Origin of the sequence: Streptococcus equinus (assembly GCF_049393735.1) — a bacterium.
Classification (GTDB): Bacteria; Bacillota; Bacilli; order Lactobacillales; family Streptococcaceae; genus Streptococcus; species Streptococcus equinus_G.
The window spans coordinates 320,115-336,905 of sequence record NZ_CP185946.1 but is presented as its reverse complement, the minus strand read 5'-3'; the positions used below and the strand labels follow the sequence as shown (position 1 = coordinate 336,905).

General features: G+C 37.5%; 14 protein-coding genes. 3 read left to right on the top strand and 11 right to left on the bottom strand.

The annotated features are described in order from the left end of the window. Position 1: 1 nt before the first annotated feature. Entirely contained in the window at positions 2-916 is a 915-nt protein-coding gene (locus tag ACNTMY_RS01785) for an ABC transporter permease (RefSeq protein WP_021141673.1), read from the bottom strand. 111 nt (positions 917-1,027) lie between these two features. Then, positions 1,028-2,680 carry a peptide ABC transporter substrate-binding protein gene (locus ACNTMY_RS01780; RefSeq protein ID WP_423216428.1) on the bottom strand — a complete coding sequence of 551 codons (1,653 nt, stop codon included), beginning with the start codon at positions 2,678-2,680 and terminating at the stop codon, positions 1,028-1,030. 199 nt (positions 2,681-2,879) lie between these two features. Here ACNTMY_RS01780 and pbp3 point away from each other — a divergent pair, with 199 nt between their 5' ends. Further along, entirely contained in the window at positions 2,880-4,109 is a 1,230-nt protein-coding gene (gene pbp3, locus ACNTMY_RS01775) for a D-alanyl-D-alanine carboxypeptidase PBP3 (RefSeq protein ID WP_423216427.1), read from the top strand. Positions 4,110-4,185: 76 nt separating this feature from the next. Here the strand turns inward: pbp3 and sufB are convergent, their stop codons facing one another. From sufB to ACNTMY_RS01730, 9 genes are all read right to left on the bottom strand, one after another. Next, a complete protein-coding gene (gene sufB / locus ACNTMY_RS01770) occupies positions 4,186-5,604 on the bottom strand; it encodes a Fe-S cluster assembly protein SufB (protein WP_003067578.1) in 1,419 nt (472 codons plus the stop codon). 4 nt (positions 5,605-5,608) lie between these two features. Next, positions 5,609-6,055, bottom strand: coding sequence for a Fe-S cluster assembly sulfur transfer protein SufU (gene sufU / locus ACNTMY_RS01765; protein WP_003067579.1), 447 nt, complete (start codon positions 6,053-6,055; stop codon positions 5,609-5,611). Continuing rightward, the gene (locus ACNTMY_RS01760) at positions 6,042-7,274 is read right to left on the bottom strand and encodes a cysteine desulfurase (RefSeq protein WP_423216426.1); all 1,233 of its coding nucleotides are present in this window, start codon (positions 7,272-7,274) and stop codon (positions 6,042-6,044) included. The genes sufU and ACNTMY_RS01760 overlap by 14 nt, the downstream gene beginning before the upstream one ends. Before the next feature lies 1 nt (position 7,275). Then, positions 7,276-8,538, bottom strand: a complete 1,263-nt coding sequence (sufD, locus tag ACNTMY_RS01755; RefSeq protein WP_423215222.1) for a Fe-S cluster assembly protein SufD — start codon at positions 8,536-8,538, stop codon at positions 7,276-7,278. 77 nt (positions 8,539-8,615) lie between these two features. Then, positions 8,616-9,386 carry a Fe-S cluster assembly ATPase SufC gene (sufC, locus tag ACNTMY_RS01750; protein ID WP_423216425.1) on the bottom strand — a complete coding sequence of 257 codons (771 nt, stop codon included), beginning with the start codon at positions 9,384-9,386 and terminating at the stop codon, positions 8,616-8,618. 121 nt (positions 9,387-9,507) lie between these two features. Beyond that, entirely contained in the window at positions 9,508-10,671 is a 1,164-nt protein-coding gene (locus ACNTMY_RS01745) for a glycosyltransferase family 4 protein (RefSeq protein WP_423216424.1), read from the bottom strand. Position 10,672: 1 nt separating this feature from the next. After that, entirely contained in the window at positions 10,673-11,434 is a 762-nt protein-coding gene (gene mecA, locus ACNTMY_RS01740) for an adaptor protein MecA (protein WP_423215219.1), read from the bottom strand. A gap of 102 nt (positions 11,435-11,536) precedes the next feature. Next, on the bottom strand, positions 11,537-12,376 hold the full coding sequence (locus ACNTMY_RS01735) for an undecaprenyl-diphosphate phosphatase (RefSeq protein ID WP_423216423.1): 840 nt from the start codon (positions 12,374-12,376) through the stop codon (positions 11,537-11,539). Positions 12,377-12,427: 51 nt separating this feature from the next. After that, positions 12,428-14,320, bottom strand: a complete 1,893-nt coding sequence (locus ACNTMY_RS01730; protein ID WP_423216422.1) for a DUF2207 family protein — start codon at positions 14,318-14,320, stop codon at positions 12,428-12,430. A 136-nt stretch (positions 14,321-14,456) separates the two neighbouring features. Here ACNTMY_RS01730 and ACNTMY_RS01725 point away from each other — a divergent pair, with 136 nt between their 5' ends. Both ACNTMY_RS01725 and ACNTMY_RS01720 read left to right on the top strand, forming a co-directional pair. Next, positions 14,457-16,028: an ABC transporter permease subunit gene (locus tag ACNTMY_RS01725; RefSeq protein ID WP_423215217.1), complete on the top strand. Its 1,572-nt coding sequence runs from the start codon at positions 14,457-14,459 to the stop codon at positions 16,026-16,028. Next, on the top strand, positions 16,028-16,768 hold the full coding sequence (locus ACNTMY_RS01720) for an amino acid ABC transporter ATP-binding protein (protein WP_003067598.1): 741 nt from the start codon (positions 16,028-16,030) through the stop codon (positions 16,766-16,768). Before ACNTMY_RS01725 ends, ACNTMY_RS01720 begins: the two co-directional genes overlap by 1 nt. The last annotated feature ends 23 nt before the right edge of the window (positions 16,769-16,791 follow it).

Genomic DNA, 16,791 nt, shown 5'->3' with positions numbered 1-16,791 from the left:
CTTATTGCAAGCGTACACGTGGATCAACAATACTTGTTGCAATATCTGTTACCAAGATGGCAACCATCAACATCATTGCATAAACAATTGTTGTCCCCATAATTACTGGATAGTCTTTAGCTGGGATTGATGTAACAAATTGTTGACCAATTCCGGGAATTGAGAAAATTTGTTCAATTAAAGCTGAACCCGTCAATAAGTTAGCAGCCATTGGACCAACCAAAGTCAAAACTGGAATCATTGAGTTACGATACGCGTGCTTACGAGCAACTTGACGTTTATTCAAACCTTTAGCTGTCGCTAATTGAATATAATCAGAACTCAAAGTTTCAATCATTTGTCCACGGAAGAAACGTGTTACTTGAGCAAATACTGGAATTGCCAAGGCGATTGATGGCATAATAGTTTGTTCAAATGAACCCCAACCAGCAAGTGGGAACAAGCTCCATTTGAAACCAAGTGTAACTAATAGGAATAGACCAATAATGAATGATGGTACTGAAATACCAAGTGTAGAAATAACACTAAGAACACCATCAATCCAGTTATTTTTGTTACGTGCTGAAGCCGCACCAACAACAATACCTGAAAGAAGTCCAACGATTAAAGCTTGAACACCCAATTGAATTGATACACCTAAACGTTGAGAAATCAAACGTCCAACAGGTTGGTTAATAGATTGGTAACTTGTACCGAAATCACCATGAAGAATATTCCATAGGTAAGTAAGGTATTGCTGCCAAACTGGTTTATCCAAACCATATTGTTTGTTCATTAAAGCAATCATCTCATCAGTTAATTTTGGGTTATTGTAAGGTGTACCCGGCATAACTTGCATGAGGAAAAACGACAGGGTAACAACTACCCAGAGTGTTACAAGAAGAATAGCAACACGTTTAAGAATGTATTTTACCATAATATTTCCTTCTCTGTATTTGCTTTTGTTGGCAGGAGAAAACTTTTACCTGTCAACAAAAGCAAGAATTGGTAGCAACCAATTCTTGCCCATATCCATACTTATTAAAGATTATTTGTCTTTATAGGCATATGTAAAGTCAACTTGCAAACCAGTTGAGTTACGAACAAGTCCTTTGATTGATGAATTTTGAAGTGCTTGTGTGCTACGGAAGTAAAGTGGATTGTAGTGTGCGTTATCATAAAGTGCTTTTTCAGCAGCTTTATAATCATCTGCTGCAGCTGCAGGATCCAAAGCATCAGTTGTTAATGCTTTTTGGTAAGCAGCATCATAAGTCGCATCACTAAACTTACCATAGTTGTAAGCTGAATCTGATGTGAACAATCCGTAGAATGTAGAACCTTCTGGATAGTCACCACCCCAAAGTGATAGAACTACATCAAAGTTTTGTGTTTTAGAATCTTGCAAACGTTGTTTGAATGTTACGAATTTTTCTTCTACTTTTAATCCTGGAAGAACATCTTCCCATGTTTGTTTAATGTAGTCTACTGATGCTTTCGCAACAGGTGTGTCTGAATCGGCTGTAATTGTCAATGTGATTGATTTTTCACCGAGTTCAGCAAGTCCTTCTTTGAAGAGTTTTGCTGCTTGTTTTGCATCATAAGTGTAATTTTGTGATACGTATTTAGATAAATCAGTTCCATCTTCCAAAGTTTCAAGTCCTGTTGGAACTAGAGCTGATGCTGCTTTTGAACCAGTATCAATAGCTGCTTTTACAATTCCTTCACGATCTGTAGCAAGGTTAAGTGCTTGACGAATCTTAGTATTTGTCAAAGCTTTAACAGAACCTGACTCATTGTAATTTAGGTATGCTGTTGTAGCTTCTGGTGAATCTACAACGTCTTTACTATTTTTATTTGCTTTATAAATAGCCTCTGTACCTGAGATGTTCGCTGTGTCAAGCTGACCATCTTTGTACATTTGCACTGCAGTATCAGGTTTTTTAACAGCTTGGATATTAACTTTTTTAAGTTTTACGTTTTTAGCGTCCCAATAGTATTTGTTCTTCACAAGTGTAAATGTACCATTAGAACCGTTCCATTTTGTTACTGTGTATGGACCTGAATAAAGTGCTTTTTCAGAAGTTGTACCATAATCACTACCTGCTTTTTCCACAAAAGCTTTGTTTTGAGGAACGAAGTTAGCAAACGATAGAAGACTCATAAATTGAGGAGATGGACTAGATAATGTAAAGATAACTTTATTACCATCTGCTTTTACTCCTAATTCATCAACGCTCTTAGTACCGCTAATAACTTCTTCAGCATTTAAAACATGCGCATCTGATGCAAGATATGCATACTCAGAAGCTGTCGCTGGATCAACAATACGTTGCCATGTGTAGACAAAATCATCTGCAGTCAAATCACTACCATCAGACCATTTTAGACCATCACGTAATGTTGCAGTATACGTCAATCCATCTTCAGATACTTCAACTTTCTCTGCCAAATCAGGTTTTAACTCGCCATCTTCGTTACGACGAAGAAGATTACTACCTGAGTTACCGATTGCAATTGAAGAATAAGTATCTGTAACTTTTGAAACATCCAAAGTGCTAATTTCAGTAGGAGTGTACCAATTAATCTCATCACTTGAAGAAGTTGATGAGCTTTTTCCTCCACAAGCTGCCAATACAGCAGTTGAGAGCAAAGTAACAGCTCCTAAGCCAATGCGTTTCCATGTTTTACTTTCTAGTGACATGTGACGCCCTCCTAGTTGTTCTCTCTAAATTATATTATTTGACAAGTAGAATTATATCATAAAGTTTCTTTAAAGAAAATAGTTTTTTCTGAAGAAAGTAGTTTTTTCTGAATTTTTTGTCAGATTATCTAACACACTATTTATATGCTATTAATATGGTATAATTATCTTGTTGAATTTTTTAACAAAGGATGGAACAATGAAAAAGGTTATTGCTGCTCTAGCCATGCTCTTGGCTTTTCTTGGAAGTAGTGTTTACGCAGATGATTTCGATGTCGCTGCTAAGCACGCAATTGCTGTCGAAGCTACTACAGGTAAAGTTCTTTATGAAAAAGATGCTACTACACCTGCTGGTGTCGCTTCTATGACAAAAATATTAACTGTTTATTTAACTTATAAAGAAATCGATAAAGGAAATCTTTCTTGGGATACTAAAGTTCCAATTTCTGATTATGCTTACGATTTAACAGCTAACTCAGATGCAAGTAACGTGCCTATGGAAGCTCGTGAATACACTGTTGAACAACTAGTCAATGCCGCTATGGTCGCCAGTGCTAACAGCGCTGCAATCGCATTAGCTGAACAAATCGGTGGTAGCGAAAGCAATTTTGTTGACATGATGAAAGCACAACTCAATGAATGGGGAATTACTGATGCTAAATTAGTCAACGCATCTGGTTTAAATAACAGTTACCTCGGCGATAACATTTACCCAGGATCTAGTTCTACAGATGAAAATATGCTAAGTGCTCGAGACATTGCTATAATTGCCCGCCATCTCGTCACAGAATATCCTGATGTCTTAAAAATCAGTAGTCAAACGACAGCTGATTTTGATGGTTCAACAATGAACACTTACAATTATATGCTTAAAGATATGCCTTATGAACGAGACGGTGTTGACGGTCTAAAAACTGGTACAACTGAACTTGCAGGTGCTTCATTTGTTGCTACTTCAACTGAAAACGGTATGCGTATTATCTCAGTAGTAATGAATGCTGATGGTTGGGAAGAAAATGATTTTGCTCGTTTCGAAGCTACTAACGAGCTCCTTGATTATGTCAAATCGAACTATGAAATGACTACTATCATCGAAGCTGGTCAGTCTTATAAAAACAGCAAAGCTAAAGTTAAGGACGGAAAAGAAAAAACAGTTCCCGTTGTTGCTGCTCAAGATTTGAATGCGGTGCATCACATTGGCACTGATGTTTCTGCTAAATTCTCATCAAAAGCTAAAGGTTACGAGGCAACTATTAACAAAGGTGACAAAGTTGGAAGCTTTGAGTATAATGATAACCAAATTGTAGGAACTGGTTATCTTGATTCCAAACCTAGCGTCCCTGCTCTTGCTAAAAAAGAGGTAAAAAAAAGCATTTTTCTTAAAGTCTGGTGGAACCACTTCGTAACTTACGTCAACGAAAAACTTTAAAATTATCAATTTTCTTCTATATAATATACATAATATACGTAAAAAGAGACGAGTTTAAAAACTCGTCTCTTTTGATTTATCCAACTGATCCTTCCATTTCATAACTGATTAAACGATTAAGTTCAACAGCATATTCCATTGGAAGTTCTTTTGTAAATGGTTCAACAAATCCCATAACAATCATTTCAGTTGCTTCTTGTTCTGATAATCCACGACTCATCAAATAATAAAGCTGTTCTTCAGAAATTTTTGAAACCTTCGCTTCATGTTCAAGAGCAACTTGTGAATTATGAATTTCGTTAAATGGAATTGTATCTGAACTTGATATATCATCCATCAAAATGGTATCACATTCAATATGACTGACAGATTTCTTAGAATTTTTATTGAAAGTTACTTGACCACGATAGTCAACCTTACCTCCACCTTTAGCGATTGATTTTGAAACAATCGATGATGAAGTATGTGGTGCATTGTGAATCATTTTAGCACCAGTATCTTGATGTTGCCCTTTATTTGCAAAAGCAATTGAAAGCATAGTACCACGCGCACCTTCACCATCAAGATATACAGATGGATATTTCATAGTTGTTTTGGCACCAAGGTTACCATCAATCCATTCAACTGTAGCATTTTTCTTAGCTGTAGCACGTTTTGTGACCAAATTATAAACATTATCTGACCAGTTTTGGATAGTTGAGTAACGCATATAGCTTCCTTCAAGTGCAAAAATTTCAACAATTGCCGCATGAAGACTAGCAGATGAATAATTCGGTGCTGTACATCCTTCAACGTAGTGAACACTTGCTCCTTCATCAACGATAATCAAAGTACGTTCAAATTGTCCCATTGATTCACGATTGATTCGGAAATAAGTCTGCAAAGGAATGTCAACCTTAACACCTTTTGGTACGTAGATAAAAGTTCCACCTGACCAAAATGCTGAATTCAGGGCTGCCAATTTATTATCTGTAGGTGGAACTAATTTTGAGAAATATTTTTTAAATAGCTCTGGGTATTCTTTCAAAGCTGAATCTGTATCTGTAAAAATAATTCCCAACTTATCATATTCATCTTTCATGTTATGGTAAACAACTTCAGATTCATATTGTGCTGAAGCTCCAGCCAAGTAAGCTCGTTCAGCTTCTGGAATTCCGATACGTTCAAAAGTTTCTTTTATTTTTTCTGGGACATCTTCCCATGAACGAGCAGGTTTATCAGAAGCTTTTTGGTAATAAGTGATTTCATCAAAATCAATATCTGACAAATCTGGTCCCCAATCTTGCATTGGCATTTTATTAAAAATTTCCAATGATTTCAAACGGAACTCAAGCATCCACTCAGGCTCACCTTTTTCAGCAGATAATTCACGAACAACTTCTTCGCTGATTCCTTTTTCTGTTGAAAAGACCGGTGTCACATCATCATGAAAGCCATATTGATAATCACCAAGGTCAATTGGTTTTGGTGTTACTTTTTCATTTTTTTCAGGCATCTAATTACCTTTCTGTATCTTTATCGTCGTTTTCAATAGCTTTCTTCAAGGCATTCCAAGCTAGAGTTGAACATTTAATACGTTGTGGAAATTTTGAAACTCCTGCTAAGAAACTAGCCTCACCTAATCTTTTTTGAGCATCGTCTTTTTCACCTTGAACCATTTTTGAGAAAATCTCAGCAAGTTCAAGTGCTTCTTCTTTTGTTTTACCGAGAACTGCATCGGTCATCATGCTAGATGAAGCTGTTGAAATTGTACAACCATCACCAGCAAAAGCAATGTCTGAAATGCGATCACCATCAAATTTCACTGAAAGTGAAATAACATCACCACAAGTCGGATTGTTAAGATTAACTTGATTAACATCTTCTAATTTTCCGTGATGGTGTGGATTTTTTGAATGATCTGAAACAACTGCCATATAAAGACTATCTAATCTAGAAAGTGCCATTGAAAAACTCCTTTGTTTTAAGAATTGCTTCTATTAGTTTATCACAATCTTCTTTCGTATTATAGATATAAAAGCTTGCACGCACTGCCGAATGAACTCCTAAATAAGTAATCAAAGGTTGCGCACAATGATGTCCAGCGCGAACCGCAACACCTTCATAATCGAGTGCTGTCGCTACATCATGTGGATGCAATCCATCAAGATTAAATGAAATTACCCCAGTGTGCTGGCTAGGATCCTTAGGGCCATAAACTGTTAACCCTTCAATTGCTTGTAATTTAGGAAGAACATAATCAACAAGTTCTTGTTCATGTGCATGAACAGCATCTAAACCAAGGTCGCTCAAATAATCAATTGCAGCACCTAAAGCAATAGCGCCAGCAATGTTTGGCGTTCCTGCCTCAAACTTCCAAGGCAGCTCTGTCCAAGTCGCTTCTTGTTCGTAAACAAAATCAATCATTTCACCACCAAATTCGACTGGTGACATTTGATTTAGAATCTCTTCTTTGCCATAAAGGACACCGATACCTGTAGGTCCAAGCATTTTGTGTCCTGAAAATGCAAAGAAATCACAATCTAAATCTTGAACATCAATTGTCATATGCGGAGCAGATTGCGCGCCATCAACAACCATGTAAGCTCCAACTTGGTGAGCTAATTTAGCAATTTCTTTAACTGGTTGAATTGAACCTAGAACATTTGAAACGTGAGCAATGCTGACAAATTTTGTTTTATTTGAAAGTTTGCTACGCAAATCGTCCATATCCAACTGCCCGTCTTTTAAATAGACATAAACTAATTTCGCACCTGTTTTTTGGCAAACTTGCTGCCAAGGGACAACATTAGCATGGTGTTCTAAAACTGAGATAAGCACTTCATCGTCTTTTTGAAGTACTTCTTGCGCAAAGTGCGCAACCCAATTAAGTCCTGTCGTTGTTCCACGTGTAAACAAGACTTCTTTAGTTGATTTTGCATTAATAAATTGACGCGCTTTTTCACGGCTTGCTTCATAAGCTGCTGTTGCTCGTTCAGCAAGTGTGTGAACACCACGGTGAACATTAGCATTAATTGTGTGATAATAATCATTAAGGACATCAAGAACTTTTTGTGGTTTCTGAGTTGTTGCCGCATTGTCAAGATAAACCAAGGGTTCGTCGTTTACAATTTGGTCAAGTATCGCAAAGTCTTGAGCAATTTTGTGAGCATCTAATTTTTTCATATCAGCGTTGCTCCAATTTATTATCTAGCACAGTAATCATTTCGTCACGTACTTCTTTGACAGGAATTTCAGTAATAACAGTACCTAAGAAACCACGAATAACTAGGCGTTCTGCTGTTTCCTTATCAATACCGCGACTCATCAAATAGTACATATCATCTGGGTCAACTTGTCCAATTGATGCTGCGTGACCTGCTGTGACATCATTTTCATCAATCAATAGAATTGGATTTGCATCTGAACGAGCTTTATCTGAAAGCATGAGAACTCGGCTTTCTTGTTGAGCATCTGCTCCCTTGGCTCCTTTGACGATATGTCCAACTCCGTTAAAAGTCAAAGTACCGCGTTCAAGAATAACACCATGTTGTAGAATGTGACCAACAGTATGACTACCATAGTTTGTGACACGTGTATCAACACCTTGAACTTGGCGTCCAGATGAAGCAGCTACTACTTTAAGATTGGCTTGACTACCATCGCCATACAAATCTGAATCGAAATCAGCAATGACATTGCCTTCATTCATAACACCAAGCGCCCAATCCACTACTGCATCTTTACCATGACGAGCTCTACGGCTAATATAAGTCGTAACATTTTCGCCCAAACGGTCAATAGCTGAAAATTTTACATGACTTCCATCTAAGGCAATGACTTCAACAGAAATATTTGCAGTTGCTGTCGCTTCTCCTTCACCGATTGATTCAAAACGTTCCAAGTAGCTAATGTGACTATTTTTTCCAACTACAATGAGAATATGTTTGTTAAACGGAACATCACTTGCCTTATCTTGGAAGAAAAGACCTTCGATTGGTTCTTCAATGTCCACATTATCTGGAACATAAAGCACTGCTGCACTATTAAAGTAAGCAGTGTGATAGGCAGCTAACTTATCTTCTTTATCTCCACGCGCAGACCCAAAATATTTTTCAATCACTTCTGGAATCTCTTCCAAAGCGCTGTAAAAGTCTGTGAAAATAACACCTTTTTCCATCAAGTCCATTGGCAACTGCTCAAGAACAGTCTGTGTCCCAACTTGAACAAGCTTAGGGTTATCTCCAAGAGCTGTAAAATCAGGAACATTAGCAAGTGCTACATCCTCTGAAATTGTTCCATCGCCAAGATTCCAACGGTGAAATTTCACACGGTTGATTTCTGGTAACGGTAATTTATCTATATTATCAAAAGCAGCCAGACGTCGTTCTTGCAACCACAATGGCTCTGCCTTTGCTTGTGAAAAATTCAAAACTGATTCTTTCGTCATAATTTGATGTTTACTCCTTTTTATATCCTACATACGAGTATCGTCTAGGTTAAGACCATAGACTTTGACATCATCAATTACACTTCTTCTTCGTATTTAATACCGAGTTCTTCGGCAATTTTTGCATATCCTTCTTTTTCAAGACGAGCAGCAAGTTCTTCACCGCCTGAAAGGACAACACGTCCGTCCATCATAATATGGACAACATCTGGTTTAATGTAGTTAAGAAGACGTTGGTAGTGAGTGATAATCATGGCACCAAAATTTTCACCACGCATGGCATTAACACCTTTTGACACCACTTTAAGAGCATCGATATCAAGTCCTGAATCGATTTCATCAAGAAGAGCAAATTTAGGTTCCAACATCAACAGTTGAAGAATTTCATTACGTTTCTTTTCACCACCTGAGAAACCTTCGTTAAGGTAACGCTCTGCCATTTCTTCTTTCATGCCGAGAAATTCCATTTTTTCATCCAATTTTGTGATGAAGTCCATGACAGAAATTTTTTCGTCATCTTCTTTTCCGGCATTCATAGCTGCGCGAATAAACTCAGCATTCGTAATTCCAGGAATTTCAGCTGGGTATTGCATAGCAAGAAACAGTCCAAGACGAGCACGTTCATCGACTTCGAGGTCAAGAATATTTTCGCCATCTAGCAAAATTTCACCCTGAGTAATCTCATAGTTAGGATTTCCCATGATAGCAGCTGAAAGCGTTGATTTACCAGTCCCGTTAGGACCCATAATCGCAGCAATTTCTCCTGTCTTAAGAGTTAAGTTAACACCCTTAAGAATTTCTTTATCTTCAATTGAAACATGAAGATCTTTTATCTCAAGTACAGACATGTGTACATTCCTCCAATTTAAATAAATGCGGCAGTAACTTTTTTCTGAAAATTACCGCAGTTCTATAGGGTTACTAATCATTATAACAAAAAAAAGCCATATTAGGCTTTTCAATCACTTATTATTTGCTATTTTTACGTTTTTTCCATTTTAGCATGGTTGCTTGGCGATAATCACTATTTCCGATAAATTTCAGTGTATCAAAAAGCGGTGTACGCCCAACTCCCCAAATTTCAAGTCCTTCAATAAAGACCTCTAAGGCAAATGCTAAACCAACCATCAAAAGTACTCCGCCTAAACGGCTAGAAACGTTAAGTAAAAGAGCAATCAATGAGAAGAGAATCGCAATACCGTAAACAACTAAAACAGCGCCACGGTGTGTGAATCCCATAGCCAACAGACGATGGTGCAAATGCATCTTATCTGCTTCAGTTACAGGACGTCCAGATAATTTACGACGAATAATTGCAACGGTCGTATCTAGAATCGGCACACCAAGAATAATCACTGGTGTCACTACTGCAACTGCTGTTGAATTTTTCAACCCTTGAAGAGACAAGACTCCAATCATAAATCCAATGAAAAGAGCTCCTGCATCACCAAGATAAATAATCGCTGGATTGTAGTTATATGGGAAAAATCCTGCAATACAAGCAATCAACAGTAGGATTGTTAATGTTAGATAAAAATCAGTTTGTGGTAAAAAGAAATAAGATACCAAAGCCATTGTGATAAGGCTAATGATTGAGACACCACTCACCAAACCATCTAAACCATCAATCAGATTCATCGCATTAGTGATAGCAATAATCCAAAAGACTGTTAAAAAGAAGGTCACAACAGAATTAAATTCTAACAGTGGTCCACCAAATGGAATTTTAAAACTATCAAAGCGGAAATCTGTAAATGCCCAAACTATAACAGCGCCAAGAATGATACCTAGCATTTTTGTTTTGGGTTTTAATTCATAAATATCATCAATAAATCCAGTCGCCGTAATAATGAATCCACCAATGACAACTGGTAAAACATAATTAAAGTACGAAATCGTCCAAATCGGCTCTTTTAATACCATTGGCATAAAGATCAACGAAGAAACCAAGAAAGACAGAAAAATCGCAACTCCACCACTACTTGGCATCGGGACTTCATTAACCCTACGAGCATTTGGTTTATCTACGGCACCAACACGAAAAGCAATAAAACGAACAATCGGCGTTAAGAAAAGTGATAACAAAAATGCGCCAATTAAAACTAAGACATATTCAATTGTAAAAGGTGCCATACTATACCAACTCAATCATTTTTAATTTTGCAACGGCATCATCCGTTAACAATTCAACCGCATGCTCTTGTAAGTAAGCACGAGTTTTTGTTCCAGCGCCAGCGTATTCTAACATACGAGCATACATCAAATTTGCATAATAAGAAGGTTGGTTCTGCAAATCGAGCAAAATTGTCATGTAATAAGCGCCGTCCATTTTGTAAAGTTCAGAAGCTTCTACAGGAAAATCAATTGCTTTAGAAAAAGCAACTGCTGCTTCTAAACTTGGGAAATCTAACACGTAATGAACATAATCAGATGGATTTACATCTTCTTCAGGTTCTGTATCTGCTTGTTTGGCATGCTCTGTCAACACTTCTTCAACAGCACCTTCCATCATTTCTTCGATTTTACCTAATTTTTCATGAGCTTCAGTGTCACCTTTAGCCATCATCGTTTGTTCTAACGTTTTAAAGAATTCTTCTGGTGACATGTTAGACACATCGTCGAACGCAGCTAAATCCTCAAAATTGATATCTTTGTTGATTTCTGATTTTGTAACAAACACATCAAGACGGTCCTTACGTGGTGTCACACGAAAGCTAAGCATGCCGCTATCTTTGAAATTATCTGGTAAATCTAACTCATCCATTACTGAATAGAAGAACTCTTCTGTCTTTTCTTGCGGAATCAAAAAGTCTTTTAACTCCATTCCTCGTTCTTCTAAATCTTCCATACTAATCGTTATTTTTAGCGTTGTCTCGCTAATCTGTTTCATTTCCATACTATATACCTCGCACGAGTAGTCATTTTATTATACAAGAAAAGTCATGTTTTTTCAATTTATTGGTCACAAAAAGCAGTCCTGACACGGACTGCTGCTATTTTAAAAGATAAATTTAACAATACTGTAGAGGATAAGAATCGTACCCAAAACGATACGATATTTACCAAAGACAGTGAAGTCATGTTTTTTAACATAATCAGTCAAGAAGCGGATAACATACAAGCTAACAAGGAATGCTGTCACACTTGCTACCATTAAAATCAAGAATTGACTGAAGTTAAGTACGTTACCATCTAAAAAGAACTTAACAGCTTTCAAACCACTGTAACCAAACATAGTTGGAATTGCAAGGAAGAATGTAAAATCAGCAGCAACTGAACGGCTTGTTCCCACAATAATAGCACCTAAGATAGTTGCACCTGAGCGGCTTGTTCCCGGTACGATACTAAGAACTTGGAAGCAACCAATCCAAAACGCTGTCAAATAAGGCATACGAGCAAGGTCAGTCACTTCAGGCTCAACATTTGCATTACGTTTTTCAATCCAGATGAATGCAATCCCGTAAACAATCAAAGCAATCGCAATTGGAATCATGTAATTGAAATGCGCTTCAAACCAGTCATCAAATGGCACTGCAATCAAAATCGATGGAATACATGCAATCACAACCTTCAACCAAAGCTGCCAAGTTAACTGAACTTCACGCGATGTTTTTCCAGGTTGAAATGGATTCAAACGCTTAAAGTAAATCACAATAACAGCCAAGATTGCTCCCAATTGGATAACAATGTTGAACATATCCAAAAATGCCTTATCTTGATTCAATTTGATAAACTCTTGAACCAAAATCAAGTGTCCTGTACTTGACACAGGCAACCACTCTGTAATTCCCTCAACTATCCCCAAAAAGATAGCCTTTAGTAGTTCGAAAAATAACATAAGCTCTCCTTAATTTAATATCTCCTCAATTATAGCAGATTTGGCTGCATTTTAAAACGCTCCGCCGCCTCCGCCGCCTCCACCGCCGGAGAAGCCGCCACTAGTTCCTGAACTACCAGATGAAACAGAGAAATTCGATGCTGAATCAGCGCTATGACTAGCAAGTCCTAGTTGATGTGTTTGCATACCGATTAGATAACCAAGTTCAGAGTCGACCATATAAGCTGCTTCGCTTGCGAGTTTAATATCATGAATTGCAAGATATTTTTGAACTTGCTTAGCGTAGCCAAACAATGTCGCATACACTAAGATTCGATTCCAAACAATGACTCCTTGCCAATCAACTTTGTCGAATTTATTAATATCACGCATCATGTTAGTAAAACTAATCCAAGATTGGATACGTTCTTGCCCTTCAGCTGTTATCGCTCCGTGAACATCATAATAATCAGCTTTTCTTATAACTACAACTAAACTCAAGATTACCAAAAGCAATAAGAATCCGTAGCCAAGAAAGGCAATGTTTAAGTTAAAGATTAGATAGACTAAGCCAACAACAATTGGTAGTAATGAAATAAACAAAAGACCTTTTGCGTATTCAAATTTCTTTGCTGCGACGTCAGGCAAATCTTCACGAATCGCTGGTAAAGCTTTTTGCGAAATTTCTTTATCAACTAAGCCAGTGATTTTCTCAAGTTTTCCTAGATAACGGTCGTTAAAATCATCACCGAGCTTGTTTAGTTTTGTTTCTAAAGTGTGACCTTTGTATTTCTTCTTGTAACTGTCAACCAAATCATCATCAAAACGATAATCCGAGAACAAATCTTCAATTTTTACCGTTTTTCTCTTACCAAATGCCATATCAAGAACTTCAGCCTCATATTTTGTCATTGGTTTATCTGGGTGACAAGTCAATTCTTGATTCTCAGCTGTAATGATTTTACGGTCAATCAAATCAAGCAAAGTTGCCTGCATAGCTGTTTCAAATTTAAATTTCTGTGGAATTGAGCTTCCCTTAGTATCCGTATCTTCTAAATCCGCATCATAGATATACTGCATCACTAATAACGGTGACCAATCTTCAGGAGCCTCATAAGAGCGAGTTTCTCGACTAAATTTCTCATGTGCTTTAGCTGTTTGATTTCCCATAACAAACAAAACATAAGCTACAACTATCAGAACTCCAATAATTGATGGAACGATATAAAATAAAGTCGTTTTCAACAATTGAGTTTTTCTAGCAATCTTTTGCTCTTGCTTAATAATTGCTGCTTTTTTCTTGCCTGCTAAAGTCGCAGGGGTAGCCAAAATATCTTTATCCCAATAAGCATGCAATTCTAACTTACCATCTACATGGCTAGCTGTAATTTGGTAACCATCAGCTTGTTTTTTTACAAGAATTGATTTTAAGTAACCTCTATGTGCCCAAAGCTTGCGGTTAGAAGTTAGCTTATCTGTTGTCACTGTAAAAGTTACATGTTTTAAAGTTTCATCCCAATCACTGATTGGCACCCAGTTTAGCTCAGCAACATCCTGATACGGGAATAACAGATTTGCCAACTTCCAATGCAATTTAACAACGACAATATCGCCGCTCCTTCCTGAATTATAGATTTTTACCTGATAACCATCACCAAGGTCTTTAATTTCAGAACGAACAGTCTTATCAACACCGTTAACTTGCGCAGAGATTTCTGGGTTCTTATCAACAGTAAAACCATCTGGCATATGCCCAGCCTCACCAAGTGTCACAATCTGCCCATTGTACGATGAATCAAAATCATAAGTAATCGTCTGATAAAAATCAGCCGTATTATCGTCATGAATTGTCAGAACTCCATCGTAATCGCTAACACTATAGTCGACATCACTATCAGCAATGACAGGTATAGCCAGTCCAAAAAATGCGACGATGGCAATCAAAAATAATCTTAATTTTTTCATGATCTCCTACTCCTTTCTCATAACACTATTTTATCATAATATATTGTATAAATATTCTATTTTAAGGCTTATCATGTTGAAATCAAGCCCCATTTCATGTAAAATGGTAAGGTACAAGAATAGACAGGAGTCTTAAATGAAAAAGTTACTTTTAAGTTGTTTTGCAGCCCTTCTTCTTCTCTTTGGAGGAATGACTAGCATACACGCTGACGAATATCTTCGTGTCGGGATGGAAGCAGCCTACGCTCCATTTAACTGGACACAAGATGATGATTCTAATGGAGCTGTTCCTATCGAAGGAACTAGCCAGTACGCTAACGGATACGATGTCCAAATAGCTAAGAAAATAGCAGATAGCTTAGGCAAGGAACTCCTCGTTGTCAAAACTACTTGGACAGGACTAATTCCAGCGCTTACTTCCGGAAAGATTGACATGATTGCTGCCGGAATGAGTCCTACAGCTGAACGTAAGAAAGAAATTGCATTCTCAGATAGTTACTATACAAGTTCACCAGTTATCGTTGTTTCTAAAAAAGGTGATTTTGCACAAGCCACTTCACTTAAAGACTTTGCCGGTGCAAAATTAACATCTCAACAAGGTGTTTACCTTTACAACTTGATTGACCAAATCAAAGACGCTTCAAAAGAAACAGCCATGGGTGACTTCAACCAAATGCGTCAAGCACTTGAATCTGGTATCATCGATGGTTATGTTTCTGAACGTCCTGATGCTATCTCTGCCGAAAATGCTAACAGTGACTTCAAGATGGTAGCATTTGAAGATGGTAAAGGTTTTGCAACATCTAAAGCTGACACTGCTATCGCAGTTGGACTTCGCAAAAATGATACTGAAACCCTTGCAAAAGTAAATGCTGTTTTAGCTAGTATTTCTGACGATGACCGCCTAGCTCTCATGGATGACATGATTGAAAAACAACCAGCTGACAACTCTTCGGACAATACTAACAGCAACTTCTTCTCAGATATGTGGAGTATCTTCAAGAAAAACTGGAGCCAATTCCTACGTGGTGCAGGAGTCACACTTCTCATCTCTATCATTGGTACAGTTGTTGGTCTTTTCATCGGTCTTTTGATTGGTGTCTTCCGCACAGCTCCAAAAGCTGCCAACAAATTCCTTGCTGGTCTTCAAAAAGCATTTGGCTGGTTACTTAGTGTTTATATCGAAATCTTCCGTGGCACACCGATGATTGTACAAGCTATGGTTATCTACTACGGTACTGCTCAAGCCTTCGGTATTTCAATCGACCGTACAATCGCAGCCATCTTCATCGTATCAATCAACACTGGTGCTTACATGAGTGAAATCGTTCGTGGTGGTATCTTCGCTGTTGATAAAGGTCAGTTTGAAGCTGCTACTGCACTTGGATTCACACACGGTCAAACAATGCGCAAAATCGTTCTTCCTCAAGTTGTACGCAACATCTTGCCAGCAACTGGTAACGAATTTGTCATCAATATTAAAGATACTTCAGTATTGAATGTTATCTCAGTTGTCGAACTTTACTTCTCAGGTAATACTGTTGCAACACAAACATATCAATACTTCCAAACATTCACTATTATCGCGATTATCTATTTTGTTCTCACCTTTACAGTGACACGCATCTTGCGTTTCATCGAACGTCGCTTCGATGCTGACACTTACACAACTGGTGCTAACCAAAACCAAACGAAAGAGGTGAAATAATGTCTCAACCTATCATTGAAATTAAACACCTAAAAAAATCTTACGGACAAAATGAAGTCCTAAAAGATATTTCACTTTCTGTTAATAAAGGTGAAGTTATTTCTATCATTGGTTCATCAGGTTCAGGAAAATCAACATTCCTACGTTCTATCAATCTTTTAGAAGACCCAACTGCTGGAGAAATTCTTTTCCACGGTCAAAACGTTCTCGAAAAAGATTACAACTTGACAGAATACCGTGAAAAACTCGGAATGGTTTTCCAATCATTTAACCTTTTTGAAAACTTAAACGTTCTTGAAAATGCCATTGTTGCACAAACAACTGTTTTGAAACGTTCTCGCAGCGAAGCTGAAAAAATCGCTAAAGAAAACCTTACAAAAGTTGGTATGACTGAGCAATACTGGAAAGCAAAACCAAAACAACTTTCTGGTGGACAAAAACAACGTGTGGCTATCGCACGCGCATTGTCTGTCAATCCTGAAGCAATGTTATTTGACGAACCTACTTCAGCCCTTGACCCAGAAATGGTTGGTGAAGTTCTTAAAACAATGCAAGACCTTGCTAAATCAGGTCTAACAATGATTATCGTAACACACGAAATGGAATTCGCTAAAGAAGTTTCAGACCGTGTTATCTTCATGGATAAAGGGGTTATTGCTGAAGAAGGTACACCTCAACAAATCTTTGAAAATCCACAACAAGATCGTACAAAAGTATTCTTACAACGTTTCTTGAAATGATAAAAAAGAATCTCCTTTATAAG

Bases quoted from the DNA above. Each gene is read 5' to 3' on its own strand.
- ACNTMY_RS01785 (WP_021141673.1), bottom strand. From the start codon at position 916: ATGGTAAAATACATTCTTAAACGTGTTGCTATTCTTCTTGTAACACTC.
- ACNTMY_RS01780 (WP_423216428.1), bottom strand. From the start codon at position 2,680: ATGTCACTAGAAAGTAAAACATGGAAACGCATTGGCTTAGGAGCTGTT.
- pbp3 (WP_423216427.1), top strand. From the start codon at position 2,880: ATGAAAAAGGTTATTGCTGCTCTAGCCATGCTCTTGGCTTTTCTTGGA.
- sufB (WP_003067578.1), bottom strand. From the start codon at position 5,604: ATGCCTGAAAAAAATGAAAAAGTAACACCAAAACCAATTGACCTTGGT.
- sufU (WP_003067579.1), bottom strand. From the start codon at position 6,055: ATGGCACTTTCTAGATTAGATAGTCTTTATATGGCAGTTGTTTCAGAT.
- ACNTMY_RS01760 (WP_423216426.1), bottom strand. From the start codon at position 7,274: ATGAAAAAATTAGATGCTCACAAAATTGCTCAAGACTTTGCGATACTT.
- sufD (WP_423215222.1), bottom strand. From the start codon at position 8,538: ATGACGAAAGAATCAGTTTTGAATTTTTCACAAGCAAAGGCAGAGCCA.
- sufC (WP_423216425.1), bottom strand. From the start codon at position 9,386: ATGTCTGTACTTGAGATAAAAGATCTTCATGTTTCAATTGAAGATAAA.
- ACNTMY_RS01745 (WP_423216424.1), bottom strand. From the start codon at position 10,671: ATGGCACCTTTTACAATTGAATATGTCTTAGTTTTAATTGGCGCATTT.
- mecA (WP_423215219.1), bottom strand. From the start codon at position 11,434: ATGGAAATGAAACAGATTAGCGAGACAACGCTAAAAATAACGATTAGT.
- ACNTMY_RS01735 (WP_423216423.1), bottom strand. From the start codon at position 12,376: ATGTTATTTTTCGAACTACTAAAGGCTATCTTTTTGGGGATAGTTGAG.
- ACNTMY_RS01730 (WP_423216422.1), bottom strand. From the start codon at position 14,320: ATGAAAAAATTAAGATTATTTTTGATTGCCATCGTCGCATTTTTTGGA.
- ACNTMY_RS01725 (WP_423215217.1), top strand. From the start codon at position 14,457: ATGAAAAAGTTACTTTTAAGTTGTTTTGCAGCCCTTCTTCTTCTCTTT.
- ACNTMY_RS01720 (WP_003067598.1), top strand. From the start codon at position 16,028: ATGTCTCAACCTATCATTGAAATTAAACACCTAAAAAAATCTTACGGA.